Annotated in this window: 17 protein-coding genes; 15 read left to right on the top strand and 2 right to left on the bottom strand. The window is 53.3% G+C overall.

Annotation, left to right across the window (positions count from 1 at the left end):
* Nucleotides 1-89: 89 nt before the first annotated feature.
* The 12 genes from WHJ28_RS04630 (at nt 90) to WHJ28_RS04575 (ending at nt 16285) form a co-directional block, all read left to right on the top strand.
* Nucleotides 90-1676 carry a PucR family transcriptional regulator gene (locus WHJ28_RS04630; protein WP_340040135.1) on the top strand — a complete coding sequence of 529 codons (1587 nt, stop codon included), beginning with the start codon at nt 90-92 and terminating at the stop codon, nt 1674-1676.
* Between the two features lie 437 nt (nt 1677-2113).
* Entirely contained in the window at nt 2114-2749 is a 636-nt protein-coding gene (locus WHJ28_RS04625) for a TetR/AcrR family transcriptional regulator (RefSeq protein WP_340040133.1), read from the top strand.
* Between the two features lie 355 nt (nt 2750-3104).
* Nucleotides 3105-3506 (top strand): hypothetical protein, encoded by a 402-nt coding sequence (locus tag WHJ28_RS04620; RefSeq protein ID WP_340040131.1) that lies wholly within the window; start codon nt 3105-3107, stop codon nt 3504-3506.
* 33 nt (nt 3507-3539) lie between these two features.
* A complete protein-coding gene (locus WHJ28_RS04615) occupies nt 3540-4295 on the top strand; it encodes a hypothetical protein (RefSeq protein ID WP_340040129.1) in 756 nt (251 codons plus the stop codon).
* Between the two features lie 30 nt (nt 4296-4325).
* Nucleotides 4326-6758, top strand: coding sequence for a DUF6892 domain-containing protein (locus tag WHJ28_RS04610; RefSeq protein ID WP_340040127.1), 2433 nt, complete (start codon nt 4326-4328; stop codon nt 6756-6758).
* A gap of 9 nt (nt 6759-6767) precedes the next feature.
* Nucleotides 6768-7793 carry a hypothetical protein gene (locus WHJ28_RS04605; RefSeq protein ID WP_340040125.1) on the top strand — a complete coding sequence of 342 codons (1026 nt, stop codon included), beginning with the start codon at nt 6768-6770 and terminating at the stop codon, nt 7791-7793.
* 15 nt (nt 7794-7808) lie between these two features.
* A complete protein-coding gene (locus tag WHJ28_RS04600; RefSeq protein WP_340040123.1) occupies nt 7809-8186 on the top strand; it encodes a hypothetical protein in 378 nt (125 codons plus the stop codon).
* Nucleotides 8187-8227: 41 nt separating this feature from the next.
* Nucleotides 8228-9232, top strand: coding sequence for a hypothetical protein (locus WHJ28_RS04595; RefSeq protein ID WP_340040121.1), 1005 nt, complete (start codon nt 8228-8230; stop codon nt 9230-9232).
* A 70-nt stretch (nt 9233-9302) separates the two neighbouring features.
* A complete protein-coding gene (locus tag WHJ28_RS04590; RefSeq protein ID WP_340040119.1) occupies nt 9303-13736 on the top strand; it encodes a suppressor of fused domain protein in 4434 nt (1477 codons plus the stop codon).
* A gap of 554 nt (nt 13737-14290) precedes the next feature.
* Nucleotides 14291-14530 carry a hypothetical protein gene (locus tag WHJ28_RS04585; protein WP_340040117.1) on the top strand — a complete coding sequence of 80 codons (240 nt, stop codon included), beginning with the start codon at nt 14291-14293 and terminating at the stop codon, nt 14528-14530.
* A gap of 251 nt (nt 14531-14781) precedes the next feature.
* Nucleotides 14782-15000 (top strand): helix-turn-helix domain-containing protein, encoded by a 219-nt coding sequence (locus tag WHJ28_RS04580; RefSeq protein WP_087170142.1) that lies wholly within the window; start codon nt 14782-14784, stop codon nt 14998-15000.
* Nucleotides 15001-15055: 55 nt separating this feature from the next.
* On the top strand, nt 15056-16285 hold the full coding sequence (locus WHJ28_RS04575; protein ID WP_340040109.1) for a tyrosine-type recombinase/integrase: 1230 nt from the start codon (nt 15056-15058) through the stop codon (nt 16283-16285).
* 79 nt (nt 16286-16364) lie between these two features.
* Here the strand turns inward: WHJ28_RS04575 and WHJ28_RS04570 are convergent, their stop codons facing one another.
* Nucleotides 16365-16952 carry a helix-turn-helix domain-containing protein gene (locus WHJ28_RS04570; protein WP_087335655.1) on the bottom strand — a complete coding sequence of 196 codons (588 nt, stop codon included), beginning with the start codon at nt 16950-16952 and terminating at the stop codon, nt 16365-16367.
* A gap of 270 nt (nt 16953-17222) precedes the next feature.
* Here WHJ28_RS04570 and WHJ28_RS04565 point away from each other — a divergent pair, with 270 nt between their 5' ends.
* Nucleotides 17223-17864, top strand: coding sequence for a hypothetical protein (locus WHJ28_RS04565; protein ID WP_340040100.1), 642 nt, complete (start codon nt 17223-17225; stop codon nt 17862-17864).
* A gap of 361 nt (nt 17865-18225) precedes the next feature.
* Here the strand turns inward: WHJ28_RS04565 and WHJ28_RS04560 are convergent, their stop codons facing one another.
* Nucleotides 18226-18564: a helix-turn-helix domain-containing protein gene (locus WHJ28_RS04560; protein ID WP_340040098.1), complete on the bottom strand. Its 339-nt coding sequence runs from the start codon at nt 18562-18564 to the stop codon at nt 18226-18228.
* Between the two features lie 1455 nt (nt 18565-20019).
* Here WHJ28_RS04560 and WHJ28_RS04555 point away from each other — a divergent pair.
* Together WHJ28_RS04555 and WHJ28_RS04550 are read left to right on the top strand one after the other, a co-directional pair.
* Nucleotides 20020-20226 carry an AAA family ATPase gene (locus tag WHJ28_RS04555; RefSeq protein ID WP_340040095.1) on the top strand — a complete coding sequence of 69 codons (207 nt, stop codon included), beginning with the start codon at nt 20020-20022 and terminating at the stop codon, nt 20224-20226.
* A gap of 31 nt (nt 20227-20257) precedes the next feature.
* A complete protein-coding gene (locus WHJ28_RS04550) occupies nt 20258-21361 on the top strand; it encodes an ATP-binding protein (RefSeq protein WP_340040093.1) in 1104 nt (367 codons plus the stop codon).
* Nucleotides 21362-21483: the final 122 nt, after the last annotated feature.

The following is a 21483-nucleotide window of genomic DNA, read 5'->3' as shown; positions in this document are numbered from 1 at the left end:
CCGTCGCTGGGGTACCTCTCTTGCAAATCGTTAGATTTTTGCTATACTGGGATTGCAAGTTGTCATACGGACTGAGGAGCTGGAGAGGTATGGAACAGACGCTGAAAGATATTATGGAGATGAACGGGTTCCGCACCGCCAAAGTGATTGCCGGCAAGCGCGGTCTTTGGCACCCTGTGCACAGCGCCGCTCTGATGGAGGTGCCGGACATCGTTCCGTATGTGGAGGAAAACTGTCTGCTGCTCACGACCCTCTACCCCATTGTGGATGACCAAATGAAGATCAAGACCCTGATCTCACAACTCAGCAGCAAACGTGTGGCGGGGATCTGCATCAAACCGCTGCGCTACATTAAGGATATCCCGCAGATTATGCTGGAACAGGCGGAGACCTATGACTTCCCTGTGATCGAGCTGGCGGAGGATGCCAACCTGTCCGCACTGGCCAATCTAATCCTTTCTGTGACCCTCAACGATCAGGTGGAGCAGATGCGCCTGTGCGACCAGGTGCAGCGAAGCCTGATGGAGCAGATCTTATCCGGAGCGCAGGTGGACCGGATGGTGCTCAAGCTGGCGGAGATCCTGGATCGGGAGGTGGTTCTCCTCAACCGGGAGTACCTGAATATCTGCTCGGTCCGCCGGGGGGAAAACGGGGCCTGGACGGTTCTGGAAGGGCCGGGAACAGAAAAGGAAACTATTCACAGCCGACATATCACCTGCCCTGTTGAGGCGGGCAACGCTCAATTTGGCTATCTCCTGATCCCCTCACAGCCAAAGGAAGATGCGATGCTGAGAGTCTCCGCAAAGCAGGCTGCCGCCCATTTTGCCTCTATTTTTTATAAAAACGACATGGCGTTGCTCCAGGAGAAAAATTTCCGGGATCTCTTTCTCCAGGAGCTGCTGCAGGGGAAGATCCTTATGCGGACGGAGATGGAGAGCAAAATGCGGGCCTTTGCCCTTCCCCTGCATTTCCCAATGCGTGTAACCGTGATTGAACTACTGGGAGCTAACGAGATCCAGCGGAAAAGGTTTTACGGCACACTTCTGGAGCAAAAGATCGTGGAAAAGCACCCCCTCTGTGTGGGGCGCGGGCAGCGGCTGGTGATCTACTACCAGGACACGCTGGTGGCGCTGGAAGCGTCCGCACCAGATGAGCAGATGCTGCACACCTATGAGACTCTCCAGGAAAAGCTGACGGAGCAGTGGAACAGAAAGATCCGCACCGGCATCGGCATCTCTCAACCCGCAGCGGATTTTCAGGAGATCGAGAAGGCCTACCAGCAGGCGCTCTGTGTGGTGAAGCTGGACACCACGCTGTATCAAACCTCATTTACCAAGACTTATGCGCAAAACCAGCTGCTGGAGCTCATCGACAAGATCCGGGACACTCAACTGCTGGCAGAATATGTGAAGGACAGGCTGGGAAAGGTCATTGCATACGACCAGCAGAATTCGTCCAGGCTGATGGAGACCCTGCACGCCCTGATTAGGAGCAATTTCAATTTCAAAAAAGCGGCGGAGATTTCTTTCGTACATCACAACACCATCCGTTATCGAGCCAATAAGATGCTCCAGCTGGGGCTGAGTTTTGAGCCGGGACAGGATCTGGCCGAACTCATCCTTGCATATAATATCTATTTATGGCTCAAAGCACAAAAAGCCCCAGAAGGCAATTAACGCAGTGAAGGCCCCCGGGGAAAGTGGAACAGATCCAGTAATAACAGCCAGTGACAAAGGTCCCCTGATGTAGTCGCTTTGAACCGCCACCCGTCAAGGGGACAGTAAAAAGCACAAAGTTTTTCCCGCCAGCAGCCTGTAAGGCGAACTGCACCCCATTTGTTAGATAGTATGACATACTGGATAGCAAATGGGGTGCAGTTCAAAATGACTTTGCTCAGCAACTTACTGTCCATAACCCCTGCTCCCATAACTTTCCTATGAGGCCACTCCACCTAAATCTCAACTTTTCCTACCACGGCCCTTTTTGTGCTGTCTGCATAAGCTGGGGCAGTTCACTTACTTTTTGGAGCGCCTTGCATTTCAAGTAAACAGTGCTATAATACACATAAATACTATTTTTTTATTTTGTGCTTTATATAGGGTGATGATAGCTTATGGCACGAAAAGCGTATTCCGACCAGGAGCGTGAATATGTCAAAGAAGCTCTGCTGACTGCGGTAATTCAATGCATCGTGGACCGCGGGTTGGTTCACAGCAGCATTGATGCTTTATGCAGAAAAGTGGGTATCTCCAAGACCTTCTTCTACACTTTCTTCTCCTCCAAGGAGGAGTTGGTGCTCCAGGCTCTTCGCGATCAGCAGCCCAAGCTATTGTTCTATGCACAGAGCCTGATGGACACCCCTGACCTTCCTTGGCGGGAAGGCGTAAGAACCTTTCTGAGAAACTGCTGCTATGGGGCAAGAACCGGTGTGGCGGTGCTGTCCATTGAGGAGGAACAACAGGTACGCCGCTGCCTTTCGGAAGCGAATTTCCAGGCTTTCCAGCAGGACCAGGTCATTTTCTACAGGAAACTGTTGACCGTCTTTGGACTTCCGGTGGATAGTATTGATCCCCGGCTGTTCGGCAATCTGGCCCTGAGCATGATGATGGTGCACAAGGCCATCCCCAACACCATGCCGTTCCTCTTCCCGGAGGTAGCGGAGGATATGGTGGAGTTCCAGGTCACGGCCCTGGTGGATGAGATGGAACGAGCAAAAGAAGGTGTGCTTCAGGTGAAAGCGGATGGATAGAGGTCAGTGCTCATGTCCAAACGGACACAAAAGACAGCGGAATACTATCAAGCACACAGGAAAGCCGGTCTTGGAAAACCGGTTTTGGTTTTGTGCGGACTTTTCACGCCCTGCGTCAGTCTGTCCTTGGGATGGCATGACGCAGGGCACGTTTGTTTGATGAAGAAAGGCGAAGCAAAACCAGCCTAGGAGTTCCGTCCCCTGACCGCCAATGCGGAGGGGCTGGACGCTCATTTGGGGACAGGCGGCAGAAAAAAGTCCGTGGCAAAGTGTTCAAGGCAGCCCCGGAGGAACTAACGGAGAAATATCAGAACCTTTTCAGCCAAATCAATACTACGATTGGAGGAACACAGCAATGACAAAGGAGCAATTCTTGTCTTTATGGAACGCGGGCAACTGGGAGGTAATGAGCTGCGGGGTCTACTTCACGGCTCACCGGGCAGGGAAGGAACTTCACATCAACTGCAGCGATTATACCGAGGCAGAGGTTCTGGCCATGCCCTTCTGGGCGCGGCTGGCTGAGGAACTGGACGAGCTGGACCGACAGGCACACAAGATCTTGCAGAAAGAATTTCCCGATGACGAGGAGATCCCCGGTCTGCCTCTGAGCGATATCACGATAGACAAGTCCGGCTGCTACGGAGCGTTTTCCCTCTGCTACGACACCGGGGATTCTCCGGCGGGGGAGCTCTATCTCAATGTGTCCTTTGACGAGCAGTTCGTGCCCAGCCCGGAGGTGGGCTACGACACCTTTTGACGTTGCTTTCATGCTTTGAGGAGGAAATCCTGTATGGAACAGACCTTGTGCACCGCAGTTTTCTGGCGCGGCGGAGAAGAGATTGACCTGAATGGACGAAAACCAGATGCGGTACGGTGTCTGTCTGTGACGGGAGAGCGAAAGGTGGATCTGTCCTTCCTACGAGATTACCCCAACCTGGAGGAACTGACCCTAATGGAAAAATGTGAGGGCGCCGAAGTTCTCTCCCAGCTGAAGCGGCTCCATACATTGTCCCTGTGGCTGTCGGCCCCTGTTACCTGGGATCATGTTTCTCTCCCCGGCCTGCGGGTCCTCCACCTGCGTGGGGAAAAGAATGGCGACATCACCCCGCTTCTCTCCAGCATTACCTATCTCCATTTGGAGGAAATGCGGAAAACGGAAGATCTTGCCCCTTTCCTGACTCCGGCGCTCCAGCTTCAAAAGCTCTATCTCCAGTCGCTCCCTGCTGTGCGGGAACTACCGACTCTGGATGGGCTTCCTGCCCTTTATGCCCTAAAACTCTATGAACTGCATAAACTGGGCGATTTGTCCGCCCTCTCTCACAGCCATCTGCGCTACTTTGCCGCCTCTCTGGTTGCGGATACACTCTCCGCCCAGGCGCTGGCAGATGCTGTGCTGGCAATTCCCGGTCTGGAGGGGGCCGCGCTCCGGCTGGTGGACCGCTCCAAGCGGCGCTATGGCGGCATCCAAAAAGCCTTTGCCGCCGCTGGTAAGTCCCCGCTGCTGCGGGAGGAAATCAGCACTTTGACTACATGGCTGTCGCTGTGATGCAGGAATTGGGAAAAGGAGAAACTACCTATGGCAGAGTTCAAACAAATCATAGAGGATGCGCTGGACATTCTGAAATTTGACGGAGCCGTACAGGATACTCTGGCGGAGCTGCGAGAAAAATGGGGCGCACAGGTCCCGGCTCTGCTGGAGGAACGCTTTGATGCCGTCGGCGTCCAGTATATGAAATTGCCCCACGAAAAAGGGGCGGCGGCCTTGGGACAGGAACTTTCTGCCTTCGGCTGGGCGCTGTATAACCTGGACGATGAGGACGAGTATCTTTTTGTTCTGATTCCAGAGGAAGAACGCAACAAGCTGGAACGCTACTGCAAAAAACAAGGGCAATATTGTCACCTGATGAAACAGCAGGGGCGAAAATGGGGCGACCACGCCAGGGAGCAGGCCTCTGGTGCGCTGATGCCCTGCGAGGAATACATACTTCAGGATGAGTACGATTATTTCTTCAACTCCCTGGCGGGTGATTTTGCGGCGGGCGAATGGAAAAACCAGGATGCAGAAGAATGGAAAAGCGGCTGTGTGGCCGATCTGCGTCACCGTCCGCCGCAAGTAATCCGCTCCCACAGCTTGCCGCACCTTGGGCGCCTTACCTATTCCCCGGAACAGGAACTCTATGCCGCATCCAGAGCCTCCGGCGGCGGAACCATTGGCCGGGCATTGCTGAGCAAGAATCCAGCCACCCTCAACTGGGCCGAACCGTCCCCCATTGGATATGACGGTCCACCCCAGACCCTCTGCTGGGCTGACCATTCCCTCTGGGTGGGTGATCCCACCAACGCTACACGGATTGAACTGACTGACCGGGGCACCTGCCAGGATGTGAAAAACTGGATTCTGCCGGAAGATGGATGGAGCACCAAATACCATTGCGGCATTACGACAGATGGGCTGGGCCGGGTCTACTTTTCCAACGAGTGGTACAAGGGGCAGATTTGCCGCTGGGAAAACGGCAAGGTAACAAAACACACCTTCTCTCTGGATGGATACGACCATCTCTCCGAGGCCGTTCCTGTTCCCGGCACAGGCTGCATTACCATGATCCACGCAGTCAGCGGCAAGGGGCGGGTGGAAGAATGCCTGCTGGAACTGGATATGGACACCGGACGGTGCCGCATCGCCCCCCTGCCTGGAATGGGCGAGGGGCTGAAACTGCGCTGGTTTACCGGGGAGTGGCTGCTGGTGCAGGGAAACGGCGAAATCCTCTCCGATGACTTTGCCCAGCTCATCAACAGGAACACCCGTGAGGTGCTGCGGATCCGTCCGGGAATGTTCGGCGGGGAGAAAATGCAGCACATCGGAATACTCACCGATGGCACGGTGGTCATCGTCACCCGGCGGGATAGGGTTGGGCCGGTGTTTCGTTACCCCATCGACTTTTGGAGCTTCCTGCGGACGGCAAACAAGCCCAAAAAGCTGGAATGGCGGGAGTACAAAGAAGTGTACCCGAATCTGCCCATCTTTCTGCCGTCCAAGGCCACGGAGCGAAAAATCATTCTCAAAAAAGATAGCCTGACCATTCTGGGGGCGGTGTTTACGCCGCCGTTTACCCTGTCGCAGCTGTCGGAAAAGCTGGGGCCTGCCCGTATTGTCCTGCAAAATGGAACACGGAAAAGCCCCATGACTGGCCGGGAGAGTCCCTATACCCAGGCCCTTGCTCTGTGGGACGAGCTTGGACTTCAGGGCTGGTTGGATGAAGATGAGCAGACCATCAAAACCCTTGGTGTCCGGGTAGCGGCGCAGGGAGAGTATGCGGTCCGGCAGACATTTGACGGAGCGGTTTGGATCGGGTCCAAGGACTACCGGGAGGCCAGCTGGAAAGATTTCGCCGGATTTGCCCATACCCTCAAATTAGGCGGCTTTACCGTTTATACCCGCTTGCCGGGTCCTGTTCCAGAGGAGCAGTCCGCGCAGAAAGCAAAGCTGGAGGCCCTCTCCGCCATGGTGCAGATCAGCTGGAAAGAGCCAGAGAAAAAGGCGGCGAAAGCACAGAAATACAAGTTATCCAAGCCGACGGAACCAGTGCTGCACTTTGATAGCTTCAACTTCAAGCTGGCGGTCATGGAAGTCCTGATGTACGAAAAAGGGTTACTGGCTCCTAAACTGGATGCCTACGAGTTTGCCAGAGAGTATAGCCGACGCAAGATCGACATTGACGCGGAAGGGTATGAACCCATCCCAGAGATTCGGAAGTGGCTGGAACAATACCCGGTCCCGGCGCGGCTGGCCCGGTCGGTCACAGAAATCGAGATGGATGGCGGCAGCGAGATTTATACCCAGCTCTGTCCGTTCTGGGATGGCGAGGATGGAGCCTTTGATCTCAACACCGTTACCGAGGCGGAACTGCGCCAGTTCCCCAATCTCAAACAGATGACCCTCATGTCCTCCAAGCCGGAACAGGTGCTGCCGGTTCTGGAACGGTGCAGTATCAAGGCAGACTTGCTGTGAGGTGAAAGTATGAAAGCGAAACTAAAAGTGATAAAGAACTGGGAGTTCGAGGAATTTGAACTGACGGGAACTTCCTTCAAATACAGCCCGACCGGATGCAAGGGTATGGTAGCCCGCAGCGAGGATGAAATTGTGTTTTGGACCTATCATCTCGCGCAAAAGTGCAGCGGCGTTTTGTGGGTCAACGGCGAAGTTTCCAGGTGGATTCCCAGCCCGGAGCCGAAAGAGCAGCAAGATGTTTGGGAAGTTCCTGTCTTGCTCTCATGCGACAGAGGAATACTGTTGGTTTGCCCAGCCAGTAAATCCCTTTGGTGGATGTCGCAGATGGATGGAGAGTGGATTCCGATCCCCATGGATAACTGGTGTGCCCAGGGTATTCCCAAGCCGGTGGCAGTCACCGGAAGCCAGAGCGTTTTCCCTATTGTGTGCCGAGTGGACAACTCCGCTGATGCGACCAACAGTTTTACCAGCCTGACGGTAGACTTTGAAGCCATGACTGCACACTGGGCAGAAAGCGGCTCTTGCGTATACAGCAAAGCAGGAACCCGACAGACCCATTTGGCGGCGGTAGAGCGAGCTGGCGGCAATTTTGCCAAGGCAGACTTTCACTACAACTATCCTATGATTGGCTTCATACTGGAACAGAATGGACAGTTTTATGCCTTTTTGGAAAGCAGCACCATCAATCCGGCGGGTCTTTCTCTCATGGGCTACTATTGGTATCTGGAACTGGAGGAAAACGGACTATTCAAAAAGAAACTGTGGGGCAAAGATCATTTAAGCCGCCTGCCCGGGAAACACGGGATGCGCGGAAAATTCTCCGGTGACAGGACTTGCCTGATCCTATCTCCCATTTTTAAGAATGATGACTGGAAGGGGAAACAAAAGGTGCTGCGCCTTTCGGATTTGGTGCTGATCGACCTTGCCATGCCCCGTGGATACGCTTCCTTCCATGTGCTGGATGTATGGGGAAACCGGGCATTTCTCAGCGATGAGAAAGACAAGCTGGTTCTTTGTGAAATGACCTTGGAGTAGTTATGAGGTAAACCAATGGAATTATTTGCAAAAAGAATGACTTGGGAACTGGACAATGAGGAGGGGCTGTCCTCCCTGTCCTTTGCATGGGAGGATGGTTACTTTACACTCTCCCGCAAGACCGGCGCGGAAGCACTCCGTTTGGAAATGAATGATCCAGTCAATAGGCAGTTGATTGACCCGGACTGTTTTGAATATGCCCTTGATCATGCCAGTTTTCGTCTAAATATCGTGCCGAACAACCGAAAGGTTCTGCGGTATCTGGAAGAACACCACATCAACACGGAGTTGTATGGAGAAATTGTCCTTCACTACACTCCCCTCAGCAAGCCACAGCTTGAAACAGTATCTGCCGTGACTCTCAGGCTGTTTTTTGGTGAACTGCTTTTTTAATTTGAGACAGGATCGCCCTGAATCAGAAAGAGGGAATGGCTATGAACGAGAATTTATTTCGCCCACAATTTGATACATTGAAACTGTCCGATAAGCTCTGGCTGATGCAGACGCTGGCGACTCGTTATCATTTAACATTCAAAGAACTATACGCCTTTTCCCGCTGGGGACAAAGCTGCACCACCGGCCTGTTTGAAAAAGGTGGCCGGGAGTTTGTCTTTGTCCCAGGTGATACCGTGATTCTTGGCTGGGAGAGCTTTGTCCAAGGGATAGACAAAGCCAACCAAGAGGAACTGGCGGATATGTTTGCGGAAATCGGCTATGAGGGCACTGCGGAGGAATTTCTCCGGCAGGGCATGACCCCAGTACGCCAGGTAACCATCGGCCCCATGTTCGCGGGCAGAAAACTGGAGGAAATTGGCTGGGAAAGCGTACCCATGAACGATCCGCGCATCACCGCCCACCCTGACTGGCTGGAGAACTTGCAGAAGTGGGCGGGCCAGAACAGCCAGAGCTTTGAGATACACGAAACCGTCCGCTTTGAACGCAATGGCGATCGCTGGCGCGTCTGGCTGTGCCATCCCATGACCTACCCGGAGTTTCGGCGGTCCCTGTTGTGGGAGCTGGCAGCCAGCCTTCCCACGCCGGATGAGTGGGCCTATCTGTGCGGAGGCGGATGCCGTACCCTGTTTCCCTGGGGGGATGGACTGGACTACTCCATGCATCTGCACCACTTTGAAAGCGAGGAAGATCAGGGCAAGCCATACGACATGGAGCAGGCTAACTTCTTTGGCCTGTCTATTGCCTACGACCCCTATCAGCGGGAGCTGGTAGACGGGAAAACATTGACCACCTGCGGCGGCGACGGCGGCTGCAATATCTGCGGTGGCATGGGTCCTTTGCTTGGATATTTACCCTGTTCCCCCCACTGTAAACCGGAGGTTCGGGAGGATAATGAGATTCACAATGACTATGACTTTTTCCGTCCTGTTATCCGGGTGCAGACATCCGGGTGGAGAATGGTATCGCCCGGAGATGAGAGGTGATATGACCAAATGATTCAAGCAATTACAAGAATCCGTACCAAATAGAAAGCTGAAGTAAGGAGGCACTGATATGGATTTATTGAAACAATGCCAGCAATGGTTTGAACAGGATGAAGCGCAGAAGGTAATCGACGCCCTGGAAGCGATTCCTGCCGAGGAGCGCACCCCGGAACTGGACAGCGAATTGGCCAAGGCATATATTGCCGTTGCACATATAGGAGAACGGGAGCCTTTTGAAAAGGCGCTGGAACTTCTGGCTCCCCATGAGGAGTATTTTGCGGGCGATCACTGCTGGAATTATCGGATTGCCTCCGCTTATTATTACCTGGATGAGGAATGCCCCGCCCTGCGTTACTTTGAAAAGGCCCTGAAAGCCCGCCCTGGAGACAAAGATACCCAGGAGTACATAGACGATTGCCGCCGTCGTTTGTCCCTGCCCCGCTTTGAAAAGAACTTCCGGGAAAGGACGCAGGAAGCATGGGCGGCCTTTAGTCAGATTGAGGGGTCGCTGCGTCAAATCATGGATACCGACAAAAACCGCCAGCGCGGCGACGAACTGATTGAAACATGCGGTAACGCACTCAAAACAGCTCTGCGTGATACTTCCTTTGAGCTGGGCTTCAATGGCGAAAAGTATGAATTGATCCTCAGTCCAGAGGGTCTTCGCTCCCGCCTGTTCCCGCTCGTGTACTTCCAGCAGCAGGCCCCGGAATCGGTGCTGAAGAACTGGAATATCTGGGTAGGCCGCCAGCCCTGCGAGGGGTTCGAGCTGCGGGCTGGAGAGATCGAAGTTCGGGCCGAGGATGTGCAGATGTGGGCAGAGGAAACAGAAGATCAGCGGGTAAGTCTGGTTCTTTGCTGTGAAAAACTGACTCCGATCTTGAAAGAGGACACAGACAAGGTCTGGTGGGCCCTCTCTATGCTGGTGGATCAAACCATCGGAGAAGTTTCCGCGATCGCCTTTGTTGCTGGGTTTGATGTTTACGCTCAGCCGAAAGACGAACCGGCCATGCTCCTTTCTGAATTGCCGGAGCTGCTGCAAAGTATGGGACTCTCCCTTTGGAGGGATGGCAGCGACTATCTGGAAAACAGTTATCTTGCTTATGAACTGGAACCGGTGGAAGATCCGGAAGCCGACTGGCGGCTGGATGTCTATACTGGAAGCTGCCGCCTGCCGGTGCTCATCAACGACTATCTGACTGCCCGTACCGATATGGTGGACGAGTACCATCGTGATGGCATCGCCGCTGGATTCCTCCTGTACCCGCTGTCTGGCTTTACCGGCGAAGAGCAAAGCAAAGCCATTCTGGACTTCCGGGATAATCTGCGGGATGCCATCCTGCGGGATACGGGAGCGGAAGCTGTGACCTTCCTGGGTGGGGCTACTGGTCTGTATTGCGGGTATCTGGATTTCATTGCCTGGGATCTACCGGCTGTACTAACAGCGGCGCAGGCATTCTTTGAGAGAAGCGACCTGCCCTATGCTCACTTTCACGCATTCCGGCGGGATGTGGGCGGCGTACCACTGCTGGATGAGAAGGAACCGGAGCCTGATATTCATGAGGAAACTGACTCTCTGCTCTCGACAGAGGATATTGAAACACTGGAATCCTTTGATGAAGGAGTTTCCGGTTACTTTGGGAAAATGCTCCACTGGCTGGAGGATTTTATCAAAAACGGCGTGGAAGAAGGAAGATTCAGCGAAAAACAGGCTCATCAGGATTTGCAAATCGCCCTCTGGTACGCATTCGCCTGCAACAATCTGGATGACTATATCCACTACTATCGTGCTATGGAATGGATGAAGGATTCGGAGAAAAACGCCGCAGGCTGCGCTACCTGGTACTACCGGTATTCTGTGGCGTTGATGTATTGCGGCAGGCTGGAAGAAGCACTGGAATATGCGGAGCGGGGCGCTCTGGAGGAGCCGGACTACCCCTGGATCTGGCTGCAAGTGGGCAAACTGCGGGCGCATTTTGGCGATCAAGCCGGTGCGCTGGATGCCGTCGAGCATGGATTGGAACTGGAACCGGGCGATTATGAGTTTCTGACCTTAAAAAAAGAGATCAAAGCCGGAGCCACCCTGGAAGAGATGGAATACCATTGGATCAACCCCGGTGCCGACCAAATGCTCCAGCAGGGACTGGACGAGGATGCTGATGATAAACAGCGTGCCTTGGCCTGTATTCGAGTAGACGAAGCAGGACTTGCCGAATTTTATGAGTTATTCAGCCCTGAGCGGTATGGCTATGAGAAAAATGCCCCCTGCTGTGAGTTCCAATACCCGGTGAAGGAACATCTGGTGGAGCTCTCCTTCCGTATGAACGAAGCCGGACTCTCCAAGATGGGGGCTGACTGGCTGCGGCAGCTCAAGGAACGGCTGGACAGCGGGGAATGGCTGACCCACACTCCCGAAGAGGAAGCAGAGGGCGTTCTGACGGCGGCGCTTGTGGACCAGGCCCGCCGCATCAGCCTTGTCTATCAGCAGCCGGGAGACGATCAGTATTTTCAGATTTTTCTGAATCCAGACGGCACAAAGGCGGATGCCTTCTGGTCCTCAAGAAAAAGCAGTGAGCCGGAGGTTTATTCGGAGGATGAGATGTCTGCGATAGAGCAGCACATCAAAAACACCTTTGGTGAGTTTGAGAATGTGTTCCATGAGCTGGTTTCCCCTGACATCCATGTGGACATCTGCATGGTGCCGCCTTCTGAGGAGCGGAACTACTACACGCTGGTGACGATGGGCATGGGCGCCCACCGAATGAATGTGCCGGAGGAACTGGCGGAATACAAGCTGGAGCGAGCAGAGCTGGCCATCGCTCTGCCGCCGGATTGGAAACTGGATGAGGAATCCCTGAAGGATGAGCGGTGGTACTGGCCTATTGGCCTCTTGAAAGTGTTGGCCCGCCTGCCCATTTCCAACGATACCTGGCTGGGCTTTGGTCACACGATGGACAAGCAGTCGCCGTTTGCGGAGAACACGACACTCTGCGGCGCACTTCTGGTGGGCCCGCAGGATGTTGTCTGGAACGGAGGCGAGGTCTGCACTTTGCCCAGCGGCGAGGAGGTCAACTTCTATCAGGTAATTCCTCTTTATCGGAACGAACTGAAGTATAAACTGGAGCATGATGCGGACGCTCTGCTGGAAAAGATGGCAGGCATCAGTTTTGTGGTCAATCCCACCCGCCAGAATGCCATCGCCAGAGGAACGCTTGTAGAGGAGGATTTCACCGGCGATATGGACGATGCCGCCTGGCACCTGAAATCCATTCAGGAAAAGGGCCTGCCGGTGGATGAGATCAATGCCTACAACCACATGGCAATCTATCTGCGCTGGTGCATGGAGCATGATCTGATGAGCGCGGAATTTATGGAGCGGTACTGGGAGCAGGTGCAGCCGTTTATGGCAGATCTGAGCCGCGCCGATCTGCGTGGCTTTATCCGGGACCAGCTGAAAGGACAGCTCTTTGGGGCGCTGTTCAACAAGGAGGGCGCAGCCTTTGCTGGATATTACTATGGCGAGGCGGATAGCCCGTACTTCCCCAGCGACATTGATAACTATGCTTTGGAGTATTTCGGTACAGAGCAATATTATTCCGATCAGTTCCAGGATGAAGCCTATCTGTTCATCCCATTTGATGAAAACTATTATCAGGCTATGGCAAAAGTCATGGAAAAGCGGTTCGCCAACTGGCGGGGACAGAGTTTCGATGAGGCCACTCTGGAGCCTTCAGACCTTGCGGAAGCCATGATGGAATATCTGGACTGTGAATGTACCTATTTCCCCTCAATGACGGATGATGACCCCATCATGTCGGCATACAACTATGCCAAACGAGAAAGTGTCAAAGAGGGCTTTGTGCCGGTTCTGATTAAGGCGGATGACGAAATCCTGTGGGAATGCCTGATTATGAATTCTGACCCGGACAGCGATGGCGAGGACGACTATGCTTTCGACCCGGACAAAGTTGCCGCATACCGGAAGAAAATGCTCTCCGCCCCCATCAAGAACAGTAAAGCAGTTCTGGAGGAAATGATTGGGCAGCGCAAGGAAGAAGCCGAGGATGATGATATGGACTGGGATGAGGATATCCTGGGCGAGATGGAGGGCGGATATGATAACCGTCGTTTTTCAAGCTACTGGAATTCTGACACTGGTACGACCTACCCACTCATTCTGGCCAAAATCCCGGTGAAGAATCCTTGGGAGATTTTTGCCTGGTTACCCTTTGGTGGCTGGAATGAATGTCCCAACACGCCTGAGTTAATGGCAGTGGCGAAATACTGGTTTGAGCAGTATGGCGCGGTGCCCGCAGTTATGACCCACGATGAACTGGAGTTCCTGCTCCCGGCTCCTGTTCCTCAGGAGAAAGCCATGGATATAGCGGTGGAGCTCTACAGCTTTTGCCCCGATGTGATTGACCAGGGATCCGAAGAAGCCACCGTGGGCGTTTTGGCAGATGTGCTGCGGCAGTCCACTGTTTGGTACTTCTGGTGGGATTGACGGGAGCATATGTGCACATAAAGGAGTCCTCCTCTGCTCTTACCCATTTCCTGGAGGAGCAAGATAAGACGGAAGGAAAATGTCGAATACGGAGCCCATAACAAAAGTGAAGTAGCACAACCTTAAATGGAGCATCTGCGACAAAGCAGATGCTCCGTTTTTCTGCCAAGCGTATGTCGAAAGAATACGAAGGACCCAATAAGGATATAGGAGAGAATCAGAGGAAATTTGAAAACTATGTCAAATCTGTTTCATGCTATGTTCACGCTATGTTCACGTTATGGCAAAAGGAATGCAGTTGTTAAGTTTAGGTATTGGTGCAGAATATTTGTTTCGCCATCATTAAAATACAATTTATTGCATATAAACACACTACACCCAGCAAAGGGAGGCGCTGGCAGCCAGTCAGCGTAGAACGGAAAGTCTCAACCGAATCGCCGGGCGTATGAGAGGAACACATAACCAGACAGTTGTATGCTGGTCACACATGAGCAAAGACATGGCCGCGGCAGCAACTCTCTGAACTCAACTATTGCGGACTGTTGGATCAAAACATGGTTCCGGTACGCGAGCGCAACAGTAAGAACTTTTTCTATCTACCCAATGAGTTGTTCTTCCTGAACAGCGGTCACGGCGCTATCACGGTCTATGCCTACCTGCCCTACTGCGAAGACCGCAGAACCCATCAGTGCAGCCCCAGCAACCGAACCATTGCTGCTGCGGTACATCTCACGGTGGCTACTGTTATGAAGCACATCACAAAGTCGGCGGACAGGCAGCTTATCACCGTGTAGAATACCTCCTACATTGACAGCAAGGGAATGAAGAAGAATGGCAACAACCTGTATACCATCCTGCCAATCCAGGCAGCATCCAGATCGACCGCAAGCGGCTCAGAAAGCTGCGGGAGAAGAAGATCGCCCAGGGCCACAAGCCGGATGACCATGAGGAGCAGCAGCCCGAAATGACCATGTAAGCGGCGCAGAAAATGGGCCGCAAAACAAAGAATAAAATCCCTTCCGCAGGAAGGGTAGAAAGGAATCCGATGAAACGATCCAAGTATAACTCTTTCAATGAACTCCCCCTGATGCTGACCGTGCAGGATGTGGCCGATGTGCTGGGTATTGGCTTGGCCCACGCCTACGAGGTGGCCCACAGGAAGGATTTCCCCACCATCACCCTGGGCAGCCGGATCATCGTCCCCCGTGATAAGCTCATGGCGTGGATCGAGGAGCAGGCGGCCAAAAAGACGGAAATATTTTAGTAGCTATTCCCGGGATTCTGTGGTATTTGTTTGTGTTGCCAAGGAGGGATGAAAAATGGCAAAGAAACGAGCAAACGGCGAGGGCAGCATCCGCAGAAAGCCCAACGGCCGCTGGGAGGGCAGATACACCCTGGGAGTTGACCCCATCACCGGCCGGGCCATCCAGAAAAGCGTGTCCGCCAAGACACAGGCCGAATGCAAGGAAAAGCTGAACCGGGCCATCCGGGACAACCGGGGCATCCCGATGAATCACAACGAGGACTACACCGTGGCGGAGTGGTGCAGGCTGTGGTTTGAGACTTACAGCAAGCCGGTGATCCGCCCCAACACCGCCAAGACCTACGCGAATATCATCGAGAATCACATCGTGCCGGCCATTGGTATGGTCAAGCTCAAGCGGCTCACCGCCATCCAGATCCAGCAGATGTACAACGATTCCAAGGCCCGCGGGCGGGTACAGCGGTTTGATACGCAGACCAACGCGGCCCTGTCCGGCAGCACGGTGCGCCGCATCCACATGGTGCTTTCCTCGGCGCTGAAGCAGGCGGTCAAGGAGCGGATCATCCCCTACAACCCCTGCGACAACTGCCGCATCCCGCGCAAAGAGCACAGGGAGATGACCATCATCCCACCGGAGAAACTTGGAGTGTACCTCAGCGAGGCGGAGAAGTACGGCGTCTTGCCCATGTTTTTCCTGGAACTGTCCAGTGGCCTGCGGCGGGGGGAGCTGCTGGCGCTCCTGTGGGATGACCTGAACGTGAAGGATCGCATCCTCTCGGTGAGCAAGCAGGTCACCCGCATCGACGGGGAGCTGGTGGTGACCGAGCCGAAGACCAAGAACTCCATCCGCAGGGTGGCGCTGTCCCAGCAGGCGGTGGATATCCTGGTACGGGAGCATGAACAGCACCCCGACAACCCCATCCTGTTCCCATCGCCCCGCACCGGCGGCTACTGGAGCCCGGACGCGGTGTCCAGGATCAACCGCAAGCTGCTGGCAATGGCCGGCATCGAGGAGCACGTGCGCTTCCACGATTTGAGGCATACTTTTGCCACCATGGCACTCTCCAGCGGCGTGGATGTGAAGACCCTGTCCAGTATGCTGGGCCACTTCAGCGCCGGGTTTACCCTGGATACCTATACGCACATCACCAACGAGATGCAGAGAGGTGCGGCGGAGAAGATCGGCGGCTTCATGGAAACGGCCACGGCCAGACCGGAACCCGAGCCGCCCGACCCGCCGGAGGAGAACCGGTGCAAGGTGATCCCCTTCGAGAGAGTGGGGTAAAAGGGAGTCCCTATATGAACAGTCAGAGTGCATCCGCAGGGGATGCACTCTGACTGTGTTTCGTATTTATCGCACCTGATTATCGGATCTGCTTCACCATCAATCCATGGCGGTTGCAGTAGCAATACAGGTATCCTCGCCCTCGGAGACGAAAACGGCACTCTGCGTTTCCTTCCGGGTACAGCTTGATCATCTGAAACTTTTCGGATGTCACATAGGCCAAAAAGGAAATGTAGTGGGATTTTGTCATGGGATGATGGACGGTGATGAAATGCTCATCCTCTACCGGCTCGATCTGGATCTCATGGTGTTCGTCCGGAGCCTCAGCCTCCAGAGCCGGAAGAGACACACCGCAGCAGCTGATGACCGTATCTCCCAGGGTGTGGATCACGTTGCCGCAGATGGGGCAGACATACAGCTTGGAGCGAAGCAGATTGGCAGATCTGTTTTGATTGATAACAGCATCACCCTTCATGAGTTCCATGACAGAGACACCCAGGGCGGCGGAAAGCGGTTCAAGGAGCGAGATATCCGGCAGCCCCTTGGCGGTCTCCCACTTGGAAATGGTCTTGCTGCTGACATCGATCTTGTCTGCAAGTTCTGCCTGCGTCATCTTTTTCTGCTCCCGCAGCTGCTTGATGGTGTTGCCGGTGACATATAAGTTCATGAGTTTGGTCTCCTGTACAAAGATTTTATCGAGATTATAGCAGGAGGAGTGCGGCTTCACAACCTACGCAGCGTAGACATGCAGCCAGGAGCGGCGGAGGAGATCGGCGGCTTCACGGAAATGGACAGGTCAAGCCGGAACCGCCTATAATGCGCGAAAAAGCAAACCTCTCCATATTCAACCAGCAGTTCAATGACAACTGATCAAGTTTGGAGTATGCTTGACCCATCAAATCGTTCCGCCTGGGAGTGACATAGGGAGGTATGATCCATGAATATGAAAGATGCGTTTCGATTCCAGAATAAACTGAAAGGCCTGATGTGTGAGGCCACTGCCATCCTTCAGGACCGGCGCAATATCGTCAAGGTCAAGACTACACATCTTCGGAGCAAGGTCATGTCCGATACTCAGGATGCCGTAGTGGAGGAAGCTGCTCCCAGTGAGTATGCCGGCCACGCCAACGAGGTAGCCGCCTTCCTCATGTCCCTGCTGGAGGAGCGGGAGAAATTGTGCCGGGCTATCCATGCTGCCAAGAACGCATTGGATTTGGATATGGACAGCGAGGTGGGCCTGAACCGGCAGCGTCAGGAGTTGGCTGAGGCATTCCGCCACATGACCATGCTCCGCAACAGCGAAAAGACCATTGCCGGCGGAGGCTCTGGCTTCCGATTCAACGGCGAGGGAAACCAGGTCTCCTACCGCTGTGATGCCACGCAAGTCACCACCATCGACTTTGACCGGAACAAGATCCGAGGCATGGCCACAGCGCTCAGCAAGAGGGCCGACGAGATCTCCATGTCCCTGGACAAGTGTCTGGTCAACACCGAGGTATCCTATGAGCCGCCCTTTGACATGAATGACAGCTTTGAGGACATCCTCAGCGATTTCATCGAAAAGAGCACAGCCGCATAAATGCCGTCACCACGCCTTCAGGTGTGGTGGGCGTGGCAGAATGGATAGGCAGTGATGATCGGTTCAGGCGCAGATGAATTATGATGCTGCGCACTCCCCGGCAAAGAATGGACTGCATCTGATGAATGCAACATGAGCTCATAACTCATTGTGAAAGGCTCGTCAGCCGCCTCCATCCTCGTTCACCGAAATACTGCCATTTCTAACACACATCCATTGTCAAAAGCAGGATTCGCCCTTACGTTTCTCTGATACTTGCCATAATGGCGTGATATTCTATTTATGAAGTCGCTTGTTCACCCAAGGGCTGCGGCCGTCCGGCAGGATCGCGGCAGGCCTATGAGCACAGGCGGATAAGGATCTAAGCGGTTTTGAAATTCTGCCATGCCCACTGTACCTGAAGAAATGTCCTCATAGAAAGACCTGAGCAGCAGGCGGCCGCCTGCTGCTCCCAAGAAACGATATGAGAAGTGGAGATGATGATCTCGTTCATCGGCACCTGGAGCAAAGCGCTCAGTGCATAGAGGTTATCTACACTGGGAAGGCTCTGGCCCCGCTGCCATTTGTAGATGGCTTGCGGCTCCTCAAATCCGAAATAGCGCTGGAGATCTCGGACTGTCAGGCCGCGCTCCTTCCGGAGCCGGCAGATATTCGCCCCGGTAGCCACAGGATCGATGACAGGAAACTGAATCATGGACATATGGATCGCCTCCATTCATCAGGATGATCTCCGCCTCAGCGGAGTACTTCAGCATACCTGATATATTCTGAAATAGCAAGCGATCTTTGCCATTTGTAATGAGATTGTTATAGAGGAGTCTGCGATTGGAACATCCTCGGCACCATCCGTATATCAGCCAGCGATTGCTGTGCTGTGCCCTCTGGGTTGCTCACACCAAGACAAAAAGAAGGAGATGATCAGCTGTGACGCAGTTGGTTCCATTGGACAAACGCAGTAAGAAAGCCCGGCGGGAATACCACGCGAAACAGCGTGGCTCCTGGCACGGGGTCAACCCTATCACCCGGACCGTACAGAGCAGGAAGACTTATGACAGAGCAAGAGTTAAACAAGCGGATCGCCGAGATCTTGGGATCTACTAAAAACGAGCCCGGATGCGGTCGACGTTCCGGCCGCCAATATCGCCGCACCCAGTGCGTCAGGCACTCAGACCATCTTCTGTTTCTCATTCAGCACAGCAGGTACGCACCCAATATGGGGTATATCATGGGAGACTATGAGAGATTAAGAACCTTACTTCATTCCGGACTGCACATTCAGTATATGAAGTCCAGCAATTGTCAACGGTATCTGAAGCGAAGATCCAATCGAAAGGTCCATAAGTATTTCGGCCTATCGAAGAAGGGCAACCAGTATCGCAAAGTGTTCGAATACTGGTGGACGCTCTATTGAACTTAAGATAGGTCGAAGATTGACTTATAGCAGGAGAAATCCTGCTTCACGACCTACGCAGCGTAGACATGCGATCAGGAGTGGCCGACAACGGCACCGATAGAAACGGCAAAATGCGGAAGTTTCCCCGTTAGGGATGGGTTAGGGATTTAGCTGTTTCAGCCGCTGCGCTCACTCATCTCCCGACCGCTATTCCACCCCTGGAACCACCACAAAACAGCAATCTCCAAAACCGCAAAAACCGAACTCAAAACGCAGAAAAACCGCCTGTTTAGGCGGTTTTTCTGCGAAATTTGGTCGGAGTGCGGGGACTCGAACCCCGGGCCTCCTGCTCCCAAACGTGTGTCTGAACCTTCAGCTGGCACTCTACCGCCCTCTTTAGCCCTTTCCTCTGCTCCAGCAGTTCCTCTTTGACACTCTTTTGCCCTGCGTGTTTCAAGCAAAACTTTCTCCTTTTGGGATGGGTGTGGGATTGGATTCTGTGTATTTAAAAGAAGTTCCGTCCGGGGTGAGTGGCGATAACAGGCCGGATCGCCTCAGAGGAGCGGCGCAGGAAATGCGCCGCATAAACAAAGAATAAAGCCCGGTGTGATATGCCTTTACTCGGAAGCCAAAAATGTGCGTTCTGCTGCAAAAACTCGCTCATAAAATGTGCAGACGAAAAAGAAACTCGCTCATTTTTTGTGATTTCGATTGATTTCTCTATCGGGTATAGGTATAATAGTAGCGAAGGAGGCGGGTGAAATGCTCTATTTGAAACGAAAAATCGATGCATTCCTGGCCGAATGGAAGGCGAACCCCGACAGAAAGCCGTTGATCGTCAAGGGGCCCCGACAGGTGGGGAAAACCGAGTCAATCAAGCGGTTCGGAGATATGAATTACCAGAGTGTGATCACCATCAATTTCGTGGAAGAACCAAAGTATAAAATGATCCACAGCGGACGGATATAAAGCAGATGACATCATCAAGAATATCTCCAGAATGGATCCGTCCAAACGATTTATTGAGGGCGAAACACTGATATTCTTTGATGAGCTACAGGAGTTTCCGGAAATTGCAACAGCGCTGAAGTTCTTCAAAATCGACGGCAGGTTCGATGTGATCTGCAGTGGCTCCATGCTGGGCATCAATTATCGGAAAATCGAGAGCAACAGCGTGGGCTACAAGTCTGACTATGAGATGTTCTCACTGGATTTTGAGGAATTCCTGTGGGCCAAAGGCTATGACGATGCCTTCATTGAAGATATGCTGGAGCATATGCGCAATCTCACGCCCTTCAACGAGGTACAGATGTCGGTGTGCAGCTCGCTCTTCCTTGACTACTGCATCCTGGGCGGAATGCCCGCTGTTGTTCGTGAGTTTATTGTAAAAGGTACCTTCGAGGGGTCGCTTGAGGTACAGAGACAGCTGATCGCGGATTACAAGGAGGACATTCGAAAATATGCAGAAGGCATCGACCAGGCCAGGATCTTGAATGTATTCAATCACATTCCCGCACAGCTCGCCAAGGACAACAAGAAATTTCAAATCTCCAAAGTTGCCTCCGGCGCTCGGTTCCGTGACTATAGAGGATGTGTGGAATGGCTGGACGATGCGGGAATGGTTAATATCTGCTACTGCCTGAATTTCCCGGAACTGCCGCTTCAGGGCAACTATGACGATACGAAGTATAAAATCTACTTTGCCGACAGCGGCCTGCTTGTGGCCATGCTGGACGAAGAAGCCCAGGAGGATCTGCGGACCAACAAAAACCTCGGAGTCTATAAGGGCGCGCTTTACGAAAATGTGGTTGGCGAAGCACTGGTCAAGGCGGGATACAAACTCTATTACTATAAACGGGACGATTCTACTCTGGAGCAGGATTTCTTCGTCCGAACGGCAAGCGCCCTGATCCCTGTTGAGGTGAAGGCCAAGAACGGGACTGCCAAGTCCATGAGGACCCTGATCAGCAGTGAGAAGTATGCGGATATTCACTGCGGTATTAAGTTCACCGGCGGGAACATCGGGTATAGTGATGACATCTATACCTTCCCCTACTTCTGCGCCTGCCTGCTGAAACGCTATTTGACTGTAGCCAATATCTGATCCCGAATCGGATTCTTGTCATGTGATCAGTATATGACAAGAATGAAAAGAAAATCAACAAGCGGCATCGTTCGGAAGCGGTCATTCTTCTGCAAATATTCCGTTCTTTCCAGTAGCTATTT

The sequence above is a fragment of the Flavonifractor porci genome (genome assembly GCF_037572415.1).
GTDB classification, from domain to species: domain Bacteria; phylum Bacillota; class Clostridia; order Oscillospirales; family Oscillospiraceae; genus Flavonifractor; species Flavonifractor porci.
Note: the sequence above shows the minus strand (reverse complement) of the source record. Positions and strands in the feature narration are given on the sequence as shown.